This is a genomic window from Paracoccus sp. Arc7-R13, from assembly GCF_004010775.1.
GTDB classification, from domain to species: Bacteria; Pseudomonadota; Alphaproteobacteria; order Rhodobacterales; family Rhodobacteraceae; genus Paracoccus; species Paracoccus marcusii.
Map to the genome: position 1 here is coordinate 3,183,846 of NZ_CP034810.1, position 13,583 is coordinate 3,197,428.

Annotated in this window: 13 protein-coding genes; 7 read left to right on the forward strand and 6 right to left on the reverse strand. The window is 69.0% G+C overall.

Annotated features, from left to right (window positions below; genetic code table 11):
* Positions 1-18: 18 nt before the first annotated feature.
* From denD to ltnD, 6 genes are read right to left on the reverse strand one after another with little or no spacing between them, the layout of a single operon-like run.
* Positions 19-948: a D-erythronate dehydrogenase gene (denD, locus tag EOJ32_RS15815; RefSeq protein ID WP_127899178.1), complete on the reverse strand. Its 930-nt coding sequence runs from the start codon at positions 946-948 to the stop codon at positions 19-21.
* Complete coding sequence (locus tag EOJ32_RS15820) at positions 945-1,727, reverse strand: DeoR/GlpR family DNA-binding transcription regulator (protein WP_127899179.1); 783 nt, start codon at positions 1,725-1,727, stop codon at positions 945-947. The genes denD and EOJ32_RS15820 overlap by 4 nt, the downstream gene beginning before the upstream one ends.
* Positions 1,724-2,512, reverse strand: a complete 789-nt coding sequence (gene otnI / locus EOJ32_RS15825) for a 2-oxo-tetronate isomerase (RefSeq protein ID WP_127899180.1) — start codon at positions 2,510-2,512, stop codon at positions 1,724-1,726. Before otnI ends, EOJ32_RS15820 begins: the two co-directional genes overlap by 4 nt.
* A 1-nt stretch (position 2,513) precedes the next feature.
* Entirely contained in the window at positions 2,514-3,140 is a 627-nt protein-coding gene (locus EOJ32_RS15830; RefSeq protein ID WP_127899181.1) for an aldolase, read from the reverse strand.
* Positions 3,137-4,384 (reverse strand): 3-oxo-tetronate kinase, encoded by a 1,248-nt coding sequence (gene otnK / locus EOJ32_RS15835; RefSeq protein WP_127899182.1) that lies wholly within the window; start codon positions 4,382-4,384, stop codon positions 3,137-3,139. The genes EOJ32_RS15830 and otnK overlap by 4 nt, the downstream gene beginning before the upstream one ends.
* Entirely contained in the window at positions 4,381-5,289 is a 909-nt protein-coding gene (ltnD, locus tag EOJ32_RS15840; RefSeq protein ID WP_127899183.1) for an L-threonate dehydrogenase, read from the reverse strand. Before ltnD ends, otnK begins: the two co-directional genes overlap by 4 nt.
* 225 nt (positions 5,290-5,514) lie before the next feature.
* On the opposite strand from ltnD, the gene EOJ32_RS15845 reads away from it, so the two are divergent.
* The 7 genes from EOJ32_RS15845 to EOJ32_RS15875 all read left to right on the forward strand — a co-directional run bounded on the left by EOJ32_RS15845 (position 5,515) and on the right by EOJ32_RS15875 (position 13,576).
* Positions 5,515-6,555, forward strand: coding sequence for an NAD(P)-dependent alcohol dehydrogenase (locus EOJ32_RS15845; RefSeq protein WP_127899184.1), 1,041 nt, complete (start codon positions 5,515-5,517; stop codon positions 6,553-6,555).
* 301 nt (positions 6,556-6,856) lie between these two features.
* A complete protein-coding gene (locus tag EOJ32_RS15850; RefSeq protein WP_045983349.1) occupies positions 6,857-7,741 on the forward strand; it encodes an AraC family transcriptional regulator in 885 nt (294 codons plus the stop codon).
* A gap of 96 nt (positions 7,742-7,837) precedes the next feature.
* Positions 7,838-8,755, forward strand: coding sequence for an ABC transporter substrate-binding protein (locus tag EOJ32_RS15855; RefSeq protein WP_046001452.1), 918 nt, complete (start codon positions 7,838-7,840; stop codon positions 8,753-8,755).
* Between the two features lie 50 nt (positions 8,756-8,805).
* Entirely contained in the window at positions 8,806-10,308 is a 1,503-nt protein-coding gene (locus EOJ32_RS15860) for a sugar ABC transporter ATP-binding protein (protein ID WP_127899186.1), read from the forward strand.
* The gene (locus EOJ32_RS15865; protein ID WP_127899187.1) at positions 10,298-11,260 is read left to right on the forward strand and encodes an ABC transporter permease; all 963 of its coding nucleotides are present in this window, start codon (positions 10,298-10,300) and stop codon (positions 11,258-11,260) included. Before EOJ32_RS15860 ends, EOJ32_RS15865 begins: the two co-directional genes overlap by 11 nt.
* Positions 11,260-12,879, forward strand: coding sequence for an FGGY-family carbohydrate kinase (locus tag EOJ32_RS15870; RefSeq protein WP_127899188.1), 1,620 nt, complete (start codon positions 11,260-11,262; stop codon positions 12,877-12,879). Before EOJ32_RS15865 ends, EOJ32_RS15870 begins: the two co-directional genes overlap by 1 nt.
* On the forward strand, positions 12,863-13,576 hold the full coding sequence (locus EOJ32_RS15875) for an SDR family oxidoreductase (protein WP_127899189.1): 714 nt from the start codon (positions 12,863-12,865) through the stop codon (positions 13,574-13,576). The genes EOJ32_RS15870 and EOJ32_RS15875 overlap by 17 nt, the downstream gene beginning before the upstream one ends.
* Positions 13,577-13,583: the final 7 nt, after the last annotated feature.

Below are 13,583 nucleotides of genomic sequence, written 5' to 3' on the forward strand. Positions count from 1 at the left end.
GCCTCCAGTTGAAAAGGCTCAGCGATCCGCCAGGAACTGCGTCAGGATCGCGTCGAAATCGGTATCCGCGCCAAAGCCCAAGGCGCGCGCGCGCGTCACGTCGAAGGCGCCGGGCCAGCTGCAGACGATGTCGATGATGCGCTGGTCGCGGGTCAGGGACACGCGGACGCGGGCGTCCGCACCCACCAGCCGCTCCAGGCTGTCCAGCATCTGGGCGGGCGTCGCGGTGATACCGGGCAGGTCCATAACGCGGTTGATGCCCAGATCGGCCGCCGGGATGCGCCCTGCGCGGACCAGGTTCGCGACCGCCACGCCCGGAGAGCTGATCCACAGCCGCGTGTCCAGCGGCACCGGGCATTCCGACGCCTGCCCCGCCACCGGCTCGCGGATGATGCCGGAGACGAAGCTGGAGGCCGCCGAATTGGGCGCGCCGGGGCGCACGCAGATCGTGGGCAGGCGCACGGTCAGCCCGTCGACGAAACCCTTGCGGCTGTATTCGCTGACCAGCAGTTCGCCGATGGCCTTGCCGCAGCCATAGGAGGACTGGGGCATCAGGGCCATGGTCGGCGGCACGATCTGCGGCATCTCTCCGCCAAAGACGGCCAGCGAGCTGGTGAAGACGAAGCGCGGCGCGCGGTCCAGCTTGCGGCAGGCCTCCAGCAGCAGGCGGGTGGCATCGACGTTGATGTGCAGGCCGGTGTCGAAATCCTCCTCGGACTGGCCCGACAGCACGGCTGCCAGGTGATAGACCGTGTTGGCCCCACCTGACAGCGCGCGGGCCACGGCGTCCGCGTCGTCGATGGAACCGACCAGGCTCTCCACCCGCGCGTCATCGACAGGGCAGGCCACCCGGTCCAGCGACACGATGCGGTCCGCGCCGTCCTTCAGCAGGGCCGCGATCAGGCGCGCGCCCAGAAAACCGGCGCCGCCGGTCACGATGATGGTCATAGGCTCTCTCCCTTCAGGTCGGGGGCCAGGATCACCTGCACCCCCATCTCGCGCAGGGCGTCCGCCGCGCCTGCGTCGATGCCCGCATCGGTCACGACCGTGTCGAAGACCGAGACGGGCAGGATGTTCATCGCCGCCACCGCGCCGTATTTCGTCGAATCCGACACCAGCACGGCGCGCCGCGTGCGATCGACCGCGACGCGCTTGACCGGGCCCTTGGCCTCGGAGGGCGAACTCAGCCCCGCCACCGTCCAGGACGAGGTCGAGATGAACGCGATGTCATAGTTGAACCGCGCCAGCGCCTCGGAGGCCGCACCGCCCACGCAGGACTGGTTCGCGCGTTCGACCAGCCCGCCGCTGTGATAGAGGGTGCAGTCCGAATGCGTGGACAGCCAGGCGCAGATGACGAAGTCGTTCGTGACCACCGTCAGCCCCCGCCGCCCGGCGATCTGGCGCGCCAGCTCCAACAGCGTCGTGCCCGCGTCCAGATATATCACCATCCCGTCACGGACCAGATCGGCCGCCGCCTGCCCCACCGCGCGCTTGGCCCCGGTGTTCATCGCGGCCTTCTGCAGATGCGGCAGCTCCTGCGCCAACCTTCGCGACAGGCGCACGCCCCCGGTGACCGAGGAGACGCGCCCCGCCTCCTCCAGCGCCTGGATGTCGCGGCGCACGGTCATGTGCGACACGCCCATGCGCTCGACCAGGTCGGCGATGCTGACGATGTCGCGTTCGGCCAGGCAGGACAGGATGAACTGCTGGCGTTCAGCGGGGATCATGGCACCGCGCGCAGATAGGGCGCGGCCCAGCCCAAACCGTCCTCGGTCCGGCCGCGCGGGTTGTATTCGCAGCCCATCGGCCCGTCGAAGCCGGTGCGATCGAAGGCCGCGAAGATCTCGGCATAGTTCAGCTCGCCCGTGTCGGGTTCGTGACGGTCAGGCACGCCCGCGATCTGGACATGGCCATAGGCGCCCTTCAACCGTTCGATCCGGCGGATAATGTCGCCGTCCATGATCTGCGTGTGATAGACGTCGAACTGCAGCAGCACGTTGCGGCGATCCAGGCCTTCGATCAGGGCCAGCGTCGGGTCCTGGTGGGCGATGAAGTATCCCGGCACGTCGCGGCTGTTCAGCGGCTCGATGCTGATGAATAGGCCCGCCGCGGCGGCCATGTCGGCGGCCTCGCGCAGGTTCTCGGTCCAGACCGCCTCGCAGGCGGCGCGGTCCGGCTCATCGGCGGTGATCCCGGACATCACGTGGATGCGCGGACAGCCCAGGCCCGTGGCATAGGTGATCGCCTGCTCCACGCTGGCGCGGAACTCGGCGCGCTTGCCCGGACGCGCGGCAAAGCCCCGCTCGCCCCCCGCCCAATCGCCCGCGGGCGCGTTGATCAGCGACAGACGCAACCCGTTGCGGTCAAGCCGGGTCTTCACCACCTCGATGGGGTGGTCATAGGGGAACAGGAACTCGACGGTGTCGAAGCCCGCGGCGCCCGCCCGGTCGAACCGGTCCAGAAAGGGCGCGTCGGTGAACAGCATCGAAAGGTTCGCGGCAATGCGGGTCATGTCAGTATCCTCCGCCCAGTTCGGCGATCTCGTCCTCGGTCAGGTAGTGCAGCTTCTCGCCGCGCAGGATGAACTGCAGCTTGGCGGTCTCCTCCAGTTCCTCGGCGTTGTTCACGGCATCGTCGATGTCGCGGCCCAGCACCACGACCCCGTGGGAGGCCAGCAGGAAGGCCTGCGCGCTGCTGCCCTGCGCCGCGGCGGCCAGGTCCAGCCCGATCTGCGGCGATCCGGGGCGGGAATAGGGGATGACCGGCATGTGGCCGATGCGCATGACGTAATAGGGGGTGAAGGGCCGGATCGCATTGTCGCGCGGCAGCCCCTCCAGGCAGGACAGCGCCGTCAGATAGGTCGAGTGCAGATGCACGATGGCCCCCGCCCTCGGCCGCACGTCGTACAGCGCGCGGTGGAAGGCGAATTCCTTGGACGGCTTCGGTCCGGGCAGCGGTTCGCCATCCGCGCCGATCACCGACAGCGCATCGGCCGACAGGCGGCCCAGGCTGCTGCCCGTGGGGGTCACGGTGAAGCCGCCATCGGGATTGCGGACCGACACATTGCCCGCCCCGCCCACGGAATAGCCGCGCTCGAACAGGCTGCGGCACAGCATCACCATGCGGTCGGCGGCGCTCATGCGGGGACCTCCTGCGCGTCGGTGAAGAAGGTCTCGGCCCCGAAATTGCCGGATTTCAGCGCCAGCGACAGCGGCTTGTCCACCGCGCGGACCCAAGGCACGCCGGGCGCGATCTGCGGCCCGATGGCGAAACCGGTGACCTTCAGCGCCTGCGTGACCGAGCCCGAGGTCTCTCCTCCCGCGACGATGAAGCGGGTGATGCCGCCCTGCGCCAGACGCGCGGCGGCGGCGGCGAAGGTGCGCTCGACCGCCTCGGATGCGGCGGCGCCATGCTGCGCCTGGATCGCGCGCAGGCGGGCCGGGTCGGCGGTCGCGGTGATCATCGGGGCGCGGCCCTGCTGCTGCGCCAGCACCCATTCAGCCAGCGCGGCGCCATAGGCGTCGGCATCCGCCAGGCAGCGGTCCACATCGACGTCCAGCGTGGGGGCAAGGTCGCGATAGGCCGCCACCTGCCGGTTGGTCATCAGCGAGCACGACCCCGAGATCACCACCGCAGGCCCCGCCAGCGGCGCGCCCGCGTCCTGGGCCTGGGCATCGGCCCCGCCGGACACCGCCCGCGCGATGCCGTAGCTCAGCCCCGACCCGCCGGTGACCAGCGCCATGTCCGCCACGGCCTGACCCAATGTCGCCAGATGCGCGTCGCTGATCGCGTCCAGCACCACGTAACTGACCCCGTCCGCCCGCAGCGCGGCGATGCGGTCGCGCACCGCCTGCGGCCCCTGATCGACGGTCGCCGCATCGACCAGACCGCAACGGCCCTGCGCCTGCCCCTCCATCAGCCGGATCAGGCTGCTGTCGCGCATGGGCGTGATCGGGTGATCGCGCATGCCCGAATCCTGCAGCAGGTCCCGGCCCACGAACAGATGGCCCAGATAGACCGACCGCCCGTTCACCGGCAGCGCCGGGCAGATCACCGTGATGTCGGTGCCCAAGGCCGCCATCAGCGCATCGGCCACCGGGCCGATATTGCCCTCGGCCGTCGAATCGAAGGTCGAGCAGTATTTCTGATAGATCTGCGCGCAGCCCCGCGCGCGCAGCCAGTCCAGCGCGGCCAGGCTGTCGGCCACGGCCTCGGCCGCCGGGTTCGACCGGCTTTTCAGCGAGATCACCACCGCATCGGCATCGACCTGCGCATCGGCGTCCGGCACGCCGATCATCTGCGTGGTGGTCAGGCCGCCCGCGACCAGGAAACCGGCGATGTCGGTCGCGCCGGTGAAATCATCCGCGATGACGCCGATCTTCATGCCTTCCCCTCCGGCAGGGTGATGCCCGAGAAGGTCTTGATCACCGCGCTGTCATCCTCGCGTCCATGGCCCATGTTCGAGGCCTGCTGAAACATCGCGAAGGCGGTCGAGGCCAGGGGCAGCGGAAAGCCCAGGGCGCGCCCGGTTTCGGTCACCAGCCCCAGATCCTTGACGAAGATGTCCACGGCCGAGGTGGGCGTGTAGTCGCCATCGACCACATGCTTCATCCGGTTCTCGAACATCCAGGAATTGCCGGCGGCGTTGGTCACCACGTCATACATCGTGTCCAGCGGGATGCCCGCGCGGGCGGCCAGGGCCATCGCCTCGGCGCCCACCGCGATGTGCACGCCCGCCAGCAGCTGGTGGATGACCTTGACCGTGGCGCCCTGCCCGATGTCGGGCCCGATGCGATAGGTCTTGGCGGCCACCGCCTCCAGCACCGGGGCCAGCGCGTCGAAGGCCGCATCCGGCCCCGAGGCCATCACGGTCATCGCCCCCTGCGCGGCCTTTGCGGCCCCGCCCGACACCGGCGCGTCCAGCATCAGGATGCCGCGCGCGGCAAGATCGGCGCCCAGGGCGCGCGCATCATCCGCCGATTGGGTGCAGCTGACCATGATCGCGCCGCCGGGTGCGATGCGGTCGGCCACGCCTCCCTGCCCTAGGATCACCTGACGCGCCTGCGCGCCGTTCACCACCAGCACGATCACCGCGTCGAAATCACCGCCGAGGCCCGCGACGCCATCCGCCACGCCCTCGGCCCCTTGGGCCGCAAAGGCGTCACGGCGCCCCGCATCCAGGTCGATGCCGCTGGTGGCCAATCCGGCACGCAGGCAGGACAGCGCCGCCCCCATGCCCATGGACCCAAGGCCTACGACGCATACTCGATAGCGGGACGGGACGGACATCTGTGCTTCTCCCTGATCAGATTGGGGCGCAGTCAGTCACAAACACGCGCGCAATGCAACAATTTATCTCAATAAGTCACGTTTTTTAACATCTCTGCCCATCGTTGCGGTGATAGTTTTTTTCCGTTCCCGCAGATTTCACGGCCCGGCGGCCACCGGACGGATTTACACCGCCGCGTGCCCGGCGTTCTGTCGGCAGCGGATCGCAACACCGGAGGGGACGACATGGCGACATCACTGGTACTGGAACGCAAGGGTCAGCTGGCGCTGCGCGACATCGCGCTGGATCAGGACCTGTCGCCCACCGACGTGCGCATCGCGGTCCATACGGTCGGCATCTGCGGGTCCGACGTGCATTACTATACCCACGGCAAGATCGGCCCCTTCGTGGTCGAGCAGCCGATGGTCCTGGGGCACGAGGCATCGGGCACCGTGGTCGAGGTCGGCGCCCAGGTCACGCACCTGAAGCCCGGCGACAGGGTCTGCATGGAGCCCGGCATTCCCGATGCGACCTCGCGCGCGGCCAAGCTGGGCATCTACAACGTCGATCCGGCGGTGCGGTTCTGGGCCACCCCGCCCGTGCATGGCTGCCTGACGCCGCAGGTCGTGCATCCGGCGGCCTATACCTACCGGCTGCCCGATCAGGTCTCCTTCGCGCAGGGCGCGATGGTCGAGCCCTTTGCGATCGGCATGCAGGCCGCGTTGCGGGCGCGCATCCAGCCGGGCGACATCGGCCTTGTCACCGGCGCCGGGCCCATCGGCATGATGACCGCGCTGGCGGCGCTGGCGGGGGGCTGCGCCAAGGTGCTGGTCGCGGACCTGGCCCAGCCCAAGCTGGACATCATCGGCGCCTATCCGGGCATCGAGACCGTCAACATCCGCACCACCCCCGCAGCCCAGGCGATCGCCGAGGCCACCGGCGGATGGGGTGCGGACGTCGTCTTCGAATGTTCCGGGGCGGCCCCCGCGATCCTGGGCCTGCCGGCGCTGGCGCGTCCGGGCGGCACGATCGTGCTGGTCGGCATGCCGGTCGATCCGGTGCCGGTCGACATCGTCGGCCTGCAGGCCAAGGAGCTGCGCATCGAGACGGTGTTCCGCTATGCCAACGTCTATGACCGCGCGATATCGCTGATCGCGGCGGGCAAGGTCGACTTGTCGCCGCTGATCTCGGCTACTATCCCGTTCGCGGACAGCATCGCCGCCTTCGACCGTGCGGTCGAGGCGCGCGACACCGACGTCAAGATCCAGATCCGCATGCCGGACTGAAACGCGCCTGAAAAGTATGACCGCCGCCCCGGCGTTTTGGAATGGCTGCAGCCCTGGGTTGCAGCCATTTCCCACCGGGCAAGGCACCCCTGGCGCGGCCATGCTGCATGGCAGCATTTTCATGCCGCGGTTCCCGTCCCGCTGATATGATGATTTTTCAGCGCCCGGTGTCAAAAAAGTATCTGAAGATTCGCCGTGCCGTCGTGGCCGCGTCCCGACCACCCGTGCTAGCAAAGGTCCAGCGCCATGGAGGGCCGGCATCGCAGCAGCGGGCCGTGCTGGCGCGGAGAGGGGGAACGCGATGCAGCCAGATCTGGAACTGGTCCATATCCGCAAGGGTGAATCCTTTGCCGCGTGGCAGCACGGCTATCCCTTCCGCACGGTCCGCTGGCACTTCCATCCGGAATATGAGATCCACCTGGTCGTGGCGACGTCGGGCAAGTTCTATATCGGCGACCATGTCGGCGAATTCGGGCCGGGCCAGCTGATCATGACCGGACCGAACCTGCCCCAGAACTGGATCAGCGACATCCGCCCCGGACAGATCGTGCCCTGCCGCACCAAGGTCATCCAGTTCCCCGAAAGCTTCATCGAGGCCGCCCGCGGGGCATTCCCCGAGCTCGAATCCGCCCGGCACCTGCTGGAGCGCAGCCGCCGGGGTCTGCTGTTCGACGACGACACCTCGCGTGCGGTGATGCCGCTGATGGGCAAGCTGATCGACGCGCGCGGCGTGCGCCGGCTGGGGCTGTTCTTCCAGATCCTGGACCTGCTGGCGACGGCGCCCAAGGCGCAGACGCTGGCCAGCCTGAGCTTTGTCATGGACATGCAGCGGGCCGAGGAATCGGACATGAACCGCGCCCTGGGCCATCTGCGGGAGAACCTGCTGGATGCGGTCAGCGAAACCGAACTGGCCGACCTGACCGGACAGAGCCAAAGCGCGTTCTCGCGATCGTTCAAGCGCCATACCGGGACCACGCTGGTCCGCTATCGCAACCAGATGCGGATCGACCTGGCCTGTCACATGCTGCTGTCGGACCCCGACGCCAAGGTCGCTGATATCTGCTTTGACGTGGGCTTTTCGAACCTGTCGAACTTCAACCGCCATTTCCTCAAGCTGAAGAAGATGTCGCCGTCGGAATTCCGCGCGACCTTCGCCGCCAACCAGACGATCCGCATGGCCAGCTGAACCCGCCACACCACCCCATACCCTGCGCGACGCGGTTCCCCATGCGGGCCGCGACCGGAGGGGGACTGCCGACTGCACATCGAAGGGAGGACTATGATGAACACCTTGCTCAAGACCGTATCCGCCGCCGCGCTGGGCTTTGTCGCCTCGGCCGGCCTTGCCGCCGCCCAGGACGACACGCTGAAGATCGGCATGACGTTCCAGGAGATGAACAACCCCTATTTCGTGTCCATGCAGGAGGCCCTGAACGAGGCCGCCGCCCAGATCGGCGCCGAGGTCATCGTGACCGATGCGGGCCATGACGTGGCCAAGCAGATCTCGGACGTCGAGGACATGCTGCAGCAGGGCATCGACATCCTGCTGTTGAACCCCACCGACAGCGCAGGCGTCGAATCGGCCGTGCGCATGGCCAAGGACCAGGGCGTGATCGTGGTCGCGGTCGACGCCAACGCCAACGGCCCGGTCGACACGTTCGTCGGCTCCAAGAACCGCGACGCGGGCTATCAGTCCTGCGCCTATCTGGCCGAAGCCCTGGGCGGCCAGGGAGAGGTCGCCATCCTGGACGGCATCCCGGTCGTGCCGATCCTGCAGCGCGTCGAGGGCTGCAAGGAGGCCCTGGCCGAGCACGAGGGCATCACCCTGGTCGACACCCAGAACGGCCGCCAGGACCGGTCCGTCGCCCTGGGCGTGGTCGAGAACATGATCCAGTCGCACCAGAACCTGGCCGGCATCTTCTCGGTCAACGACGGCGGTGCGATGGGTGCGCTGGCCGCGATCCAGGGGTCGGGCCGCGACATCAAGCTGACCTCGGTCGACGGCGCCCCCGAGGCGGTCAAGGCCATCGCCGACGGCGGCCCGTTCATCCAGACCACCGCGCAGTTCCCGCGCGACCAGGTCCGCGTGGGCCTGGGCATGGCGCTGGCCCAGTACTGGGGCGCCCGCGTGGTACCGACCGAGGTGCCGATCGACGTGCGCACGGTCGATGCCGAGAACGCGGCCGACTTCAGCTGGTGACGGACCCGGCCGCGCCCCCGACGGGGCGCGGCCGAACGAAAGGGGGCAAGATGCTGGAACTCAGGGGAATACGCAAAAGCTTCGGCCGGATCGAGGTCCTGCACGGGGTGGACCTGCATGTCCGCGCCGGAGAGGTGCACGCCCTTCTGGGCGAGAACGGCGCCGGGAAATCGACGCTGATGAAGATCGTCAGCGGCATCATCCAGCCCTCGGACGGCCAGATCCTGATCGACGGAGAGCCGCGCAGCTTTGCCACCTATGACGCGGCGATCGCGGCGGGCGTCGGCATCGTGTTCCAGGAATTCAGCCTGATCCCCGGCCTGACCGCGGTCGAGAACATGTTCCTGGCCCGCGAGATGCGCGGCCCCCTGGGCCTTCTGGACCGCAAGGCGATGCGGGTCCGCGCGCAGGCGATCCTGCGGCGGCTGGAGGTCGACCTGCCGCTGGATGTGCCCATCGCGCGCCTGTCGGTCGCCGAACAGCAGTTCGTCGAGATCGCCAAAGCGCTGTCGCTGGACGCCCGCATCCTGGTCCTGGACGAACCCACCGCGACCCTGACCCCGTCCGAGACCGAACACCTGTTCAAGGTCATGCGCGAACTGCGCGCCGCCGGGGTGGCCATCGTCTTCATCTCGCACCACCTGGACGAGATCTTCGAGATCTGCGACCGCATCACCGTGCTGCGCGACGGCGAATACGTCGGCAGCACCGATGTCGCCGACGTCACCATCGACCGCCTGGTCGAGATGATGGTCGGCCGCCGCATCGAGAACAGCTTTCCCCCCAAGCCCGCCCGCGACCCCGCGGCCCCCGTCGTGCTGGAGGCGGTCGAGGTGCAGCTGCGTCGCGGCGGCCCGGTGTCGTCCTTTCAGCTGCGCGCCGGAGAGATCCTGGGCTTTGCCGGGCTGGTCGGATCGGGGCGCACCGAGACCGTCCTGTCGATCCTGGGCGAATATCCCGCCGCGCGCTGCAAGATCCGCGTGGACGGCGCCGAGGCGCGCCTGCGCGACCCGGCCGACGGGCTGGCCCGCGGCATCGGCCTTCTGCCCGAAAGCCGCAAGGAACAGGGGCTGATCACGGCCTTTTCCATCCTGCAGAACGTGTCGGTGAACAACTACGGCAAATATCGCCAGGCCCATTGGTTCATCGACTTCAAGAAGGAGCTGGCCTCGACCCAGGCCGCGATGGAGCAGGTGCGCGTCAAGGCCCAGGGCTCCCGCGCCCGCGTCGACACCCTGTCGGGCGGCAACCAGCAGAAGGTCGTCATCGCCCGCTGGCTGAACCACCAGATGCGGGTGCTGATCTTCGACGAACCCACGCGCGGCATCGACGTCGGCGCAAAGGCCGAAATCTATCAGCTGATGCGCCGGTTCACGGCGCAGGGATACGCCATCATCATGATCTCGTCTGAACTGCCGGAAGTCATCGGCATGGCCGACCGGGTCTGCGTCTTCCGCTCTGGCGGGATCGTCGCGACGGTCGAGGGGGACGCGATCACCTCGGAAGGGATCATGACACATGCAACCACGGGAAAGGTCCACCATGTCGCATGACGCAAACACCGCCAGGCACCGCGCCTTCGACTGGCTGCTGCATTCGCCGCTGGCGCTGCCCCTGGTCGGGCTGATCGTGGTGTCGGTGCTGATGGCCTTCGCCAGCGACAACTTCTTCACCGTGAACAATATCCTGAACGTGCTGCGGCAGGTGTCGGTCGTGGGCATCCTGGCGGTGGGCATGACCTTCGTCATCATGACCGGCGGGATCGACCTGTCGGTGGGCGCGGTCATGGCGCTGGCGGGCACGGTCGCGGCCGGGATCATGGTCAACATGGGCCTGCCCGGCGGGGTGGGCATCGCCGCCGCCCTGCTGGTCGGGCTGGGGCTGGGGCTGTTCAACGGCGTGCTGGTGGCCTGGGGCAAGATGCCCGCGATCATCGTGACCCTGGCCACGATGGGCATCGCCCGCGGGCTGGGCCTGATCTATTCGGGCGGCTATCCGATCAGCGGGCTGCCGGGCTGGGTGTCCTGGTTCGGCGTGGGCCGGGTGGGCATCATGCCCGTGCCGGTGATCATCATGATCGTCGTCTATGCACTGGCCTGGCTGCTGCTGCAGCGCACGCCCTTCGGCCGCCACGTCTATGCCATCGGCGGCAACGAGACCGCCGCCCGCCTGTCCGGCGTGCGCACCCGGCTGGTCAAGCTGGCGGTCTATGCCATCTCGGGGCTGACCGCGTCGCTGGCCGCCATCGTGCTGACCGGCCGCCTGATGAGCGGCCAGCCCAACGCCGGGGTGGGATTCGAGCTGGACGCCATCGCCGCGGTCGTCCTAGGCGGGACCGCCATCGCCGGTGGGCGCGGGCTGATCCTGGGCACGCTGATCGGCGCGGTGCTGCTGGGCATCCTGAACAACGGCCTGAACCTGGTGGGCATCAACCCCTACATGCAGGACGTCATCAAGGGCCTGATCATCCTTCTGGCGATCTATATCGGGCGGGAATGGCGCTGATGGACCGGTACCTGATCGGCATCGACGTCGGCACCGGATCGGCGCGGGCGGGCGTGTTCGACGCCACGGGCGCCGCGCTTGGCACCGGGAAATGCGACATCGCCATGCACCGCCCCGACGGGGTGATCGCCGAACAGTCCAGCGCGCAGGTCTGGGACGCGGTCTGCGCCGCGACCCGCGCCGCGGTGGCCCAGGCCGGGATCGACCCGGCCCGCGTGGCAGGCATCGGGTTCGACGCCACCTGTTCGCTGGTGGTGGTGGGCGATACGCCCCTGGGCGTGGGCGACCCCGCCCATCCCGACCGCGACATCATCGTCTGGATGGACCACCGCGCGGTCGACCAGGCGGCGCGCATCAATGCGGGCGGGCACGACGTCCTGCGCTATGTCGGCGGGCGCATCTCTCCCGAAATGGAGACGCCCAAGCTGCTGTGGCTGCGCGAAAACCGGCCCCAGGTCTTTGACGCGGCGCGCCATTTCTTCGACCTGACCGATTTTTTGACCTGGAAGGCCACGGACAGCACCGCGCGGTCGACCTGCACGGTGACCTGCAAATGGACCTATCTGGCGCATGAGGGCCGGTGGGACGGCGATTACTTCCGCGCCATCGGCCTGGGCGTGCTGGCCGACGAAGGCTTCGCGCGCATCGGCACGCAGGTCGTGCCGCCCGCCACGCCCCTTGGCGCGGGCCTGACCGCCGATGCGGCGCGCGCCATGGGCCTGCGGCCCGGCATCGCCGTCGGCGCAGGGCTGATCGACGCGCATGCGGGCGGGGTCGGCACCGTCGCCGCGATGGGCGATCCGGTCGACACGGTGGGCTATGTGTTCGGCACATCATCCTGCACCATGACCACGACGCGGAACCCGGCCTTCGTGCCGGGCGTCTGGGGGCCCTATTTCTCGGCCATGGTGCCGGGCATGTGGCTGAACGAGGGCGGGCAGTCGGTCGCGGGCGCGGCCATCGACCACCTGCTGCGCCTGCACCCCGCCCACGACCAGGCGACCGATGCTGCCCGCGCGCAGGGCCGGTCCCTGCCCGAATGGCTGGCGGACCAGGCCGCGCCCGACGCCGTGCGGCAGGCGGCCCACCTGCACGTGGTGCCCGAATTCCTGGGCAACCGTGCGCCCTTTGCCGACCCCCATGCCCGCGCCATCGTCAGCGGCCAGGGGATGGACACGGACCTGGCGTCCCTGATCTCGCTGTATGTCGCGGGGGTCTGCGGGCTGGGTTACGGCCTGCGCCAGATCATCGCGACCCAGGCTGCCCACGGGGCACCGGTCGCGCGCATCGCCATCAGCGGGGGCGCGGGCCGCCATCCGCTGATCCGCAAGCTGCTGGCCGATGCGACCGGCCTGCCCGTGGATGCCGCGGCGGCGGACGAGCCCGTGCTGCTGGGCGCGGCCATGCTGGGCGCGGTCGCGGGCGGGGTGTTCCCCGACCTGGCATCGGCCATGCCAGCCATGTCGCGCGTCCAGACCACCCATCACCCCGACCCCGACAGCCAGCGGCTGCACGCCGCGCGCCATCGGGCCTTCCTGACGCTTCAGGCCACCGCCCGCGACCTGCGCGGCGACATCGACGCCGCATTGAGAGGAGACCACGATGCCCTTCACGGATAGATCCGTCATCATCACCGGCGCAGGCAAGGGCATCGGCCGGGCCACCGCCATCCTGCTGGCCGAACGCGGCGCGCGGGTCACGGCCATCAGCCGCACGCAATCCGACCTGGACAGCCTGGACGCCCGGGCCATCGTGGCCGACCTGTCCGACCCCGCGGCCGCGCGTGATGCCATGGCCAAGGCCGGGACCTGCGACTTCCTGGTCAACTGCGCCGGCACCAACGTGCTGGAGGGGCTGCTGGATCTGACCGACGCGGGCTATGACACGGTGATGGACATCAACCTGCGCAGCGCGCTGATCTGCGCGCAGGAGTTCGCCCGCGCCCGGATCGCCGCGGGCGGCGGCGGGGCCATCGTCAACGTCACCAGCATCGCAGGCCATCGCGGCTTTCCGGACCACGTCGCCTATGCCGCGTCCAAGGCCGGGCTGGAGGGCGCGAGCCGCGTCATGGCGCGCGAACTGGGTCCCCACGGCATCCGCGCCGTGGCCATCGCGCCCACCGTCACCCTGACCGAACTGGCCGCCGCCGCCTGGAGCGCGCCGGCCAAGCGCGACCCGATGATGGCCCGCCACCCGATGGGCCGCTTTGCCGAGGCCGAAGACGTGGCCCGCGCCATCGCGCTGCTGCTTTCGGACGATGCGGGCCTGATCACCGGGGCGGTCCTGCCCCTTGACGGCGGCTTCCTGGCCGTCTGACCGAACA

Bases quoted from the DNA above. Each gene is read 5' to 3' on its own strand.
- otnK (WP_127899182.1), bottom strand. From the start codon at position 4,384: ATGAAGATCGGCGTCATCGCGGATGATTTCACCGGCGCGACCGACATC.
- EOJ32_RS15850 (WP_045983349.1), top strand. From the start codon at position 6,857: ATGCAGCCAGATCTGGAACTGGTCCATATCCGCAAGGGTGAATCCTTT.
- EOJ32_RS15870 (WP_127899188.1), top strand. From the start codon at position 11,260: ATGGACCGGTACCTGATCGGCATCGACGTCGGCACCGGATCGGCGCGG.
- EOJ32_RS15875 (WP_127899189.1), top strand. From the start codon at position 12,863: ATGCCCTTCACGGATAGATCCGTCATCATCACCGGCGCAGGCAAGGGC.
- EOJ32_RS15855 (WP_046001452.1), top strand. From the start codon at position 7,838: ATGAACACCTTGCTCAAGACCGTATCCGCCGCCGCGCTGGGCTTTGTC.
- otnI (WP_127899180.1), bottom strand. From the start codon at position 2,512: ATGACCCGCATTGCCGCGAACCTTTCGATGCTGTTCACCGACGCGCCC.
- EOJ32_RS15820 (WP_127899179.1), bottom strand. From the start codon at position 1,727: ATGATCCCCGCTGAACGCCAGCAGTTCATCCTGTCCTGCCTGGCCGAA.
- EOJ32_RS15865 (WP_127899187.1), top strand. From the start codon at position 10,298: ATGTCGCATGACGCAAACACCGCCAGGCACCGCGCCTTCGACTGGCTG.
- EOJ32_RS15860 (WP_127899186.1), top strand. From the start codon at position 8,806: ATGCTGGAACTCAGGGGAATACGCAAAAGCTTCGGCCGGATCGAGGTC.
- denD (WP_127899178.1), bottom strand. From the start codon at position 948: ATGACCATCATCGTGACCGGCGGCGCCGGTTTTCTGGGCGCGCGCCTG.
- EOJ32_RS15830 (WP_127899181.1), bottom strand. From the start codon at position 3,140: ATGAGCGCCGCCGACCGCATGGTGATGCTGTGCCGCAGCCTGTTCGAG.
- EOJ32_RS15845 (WP_127899184.1), top strand. From the start codon at position 5,515: ATGGCGACATCACTGGTACTGGAACGCAAGGGTCAGCTGGCGCTGCGC.
- ltnD (WP_127899183.1), bottom strand. From the start codon at position 5,289: ATGTCCGTCCCGTCCCGCTATCGAGTATGCGTCGTAGGCCTTGGGTCC.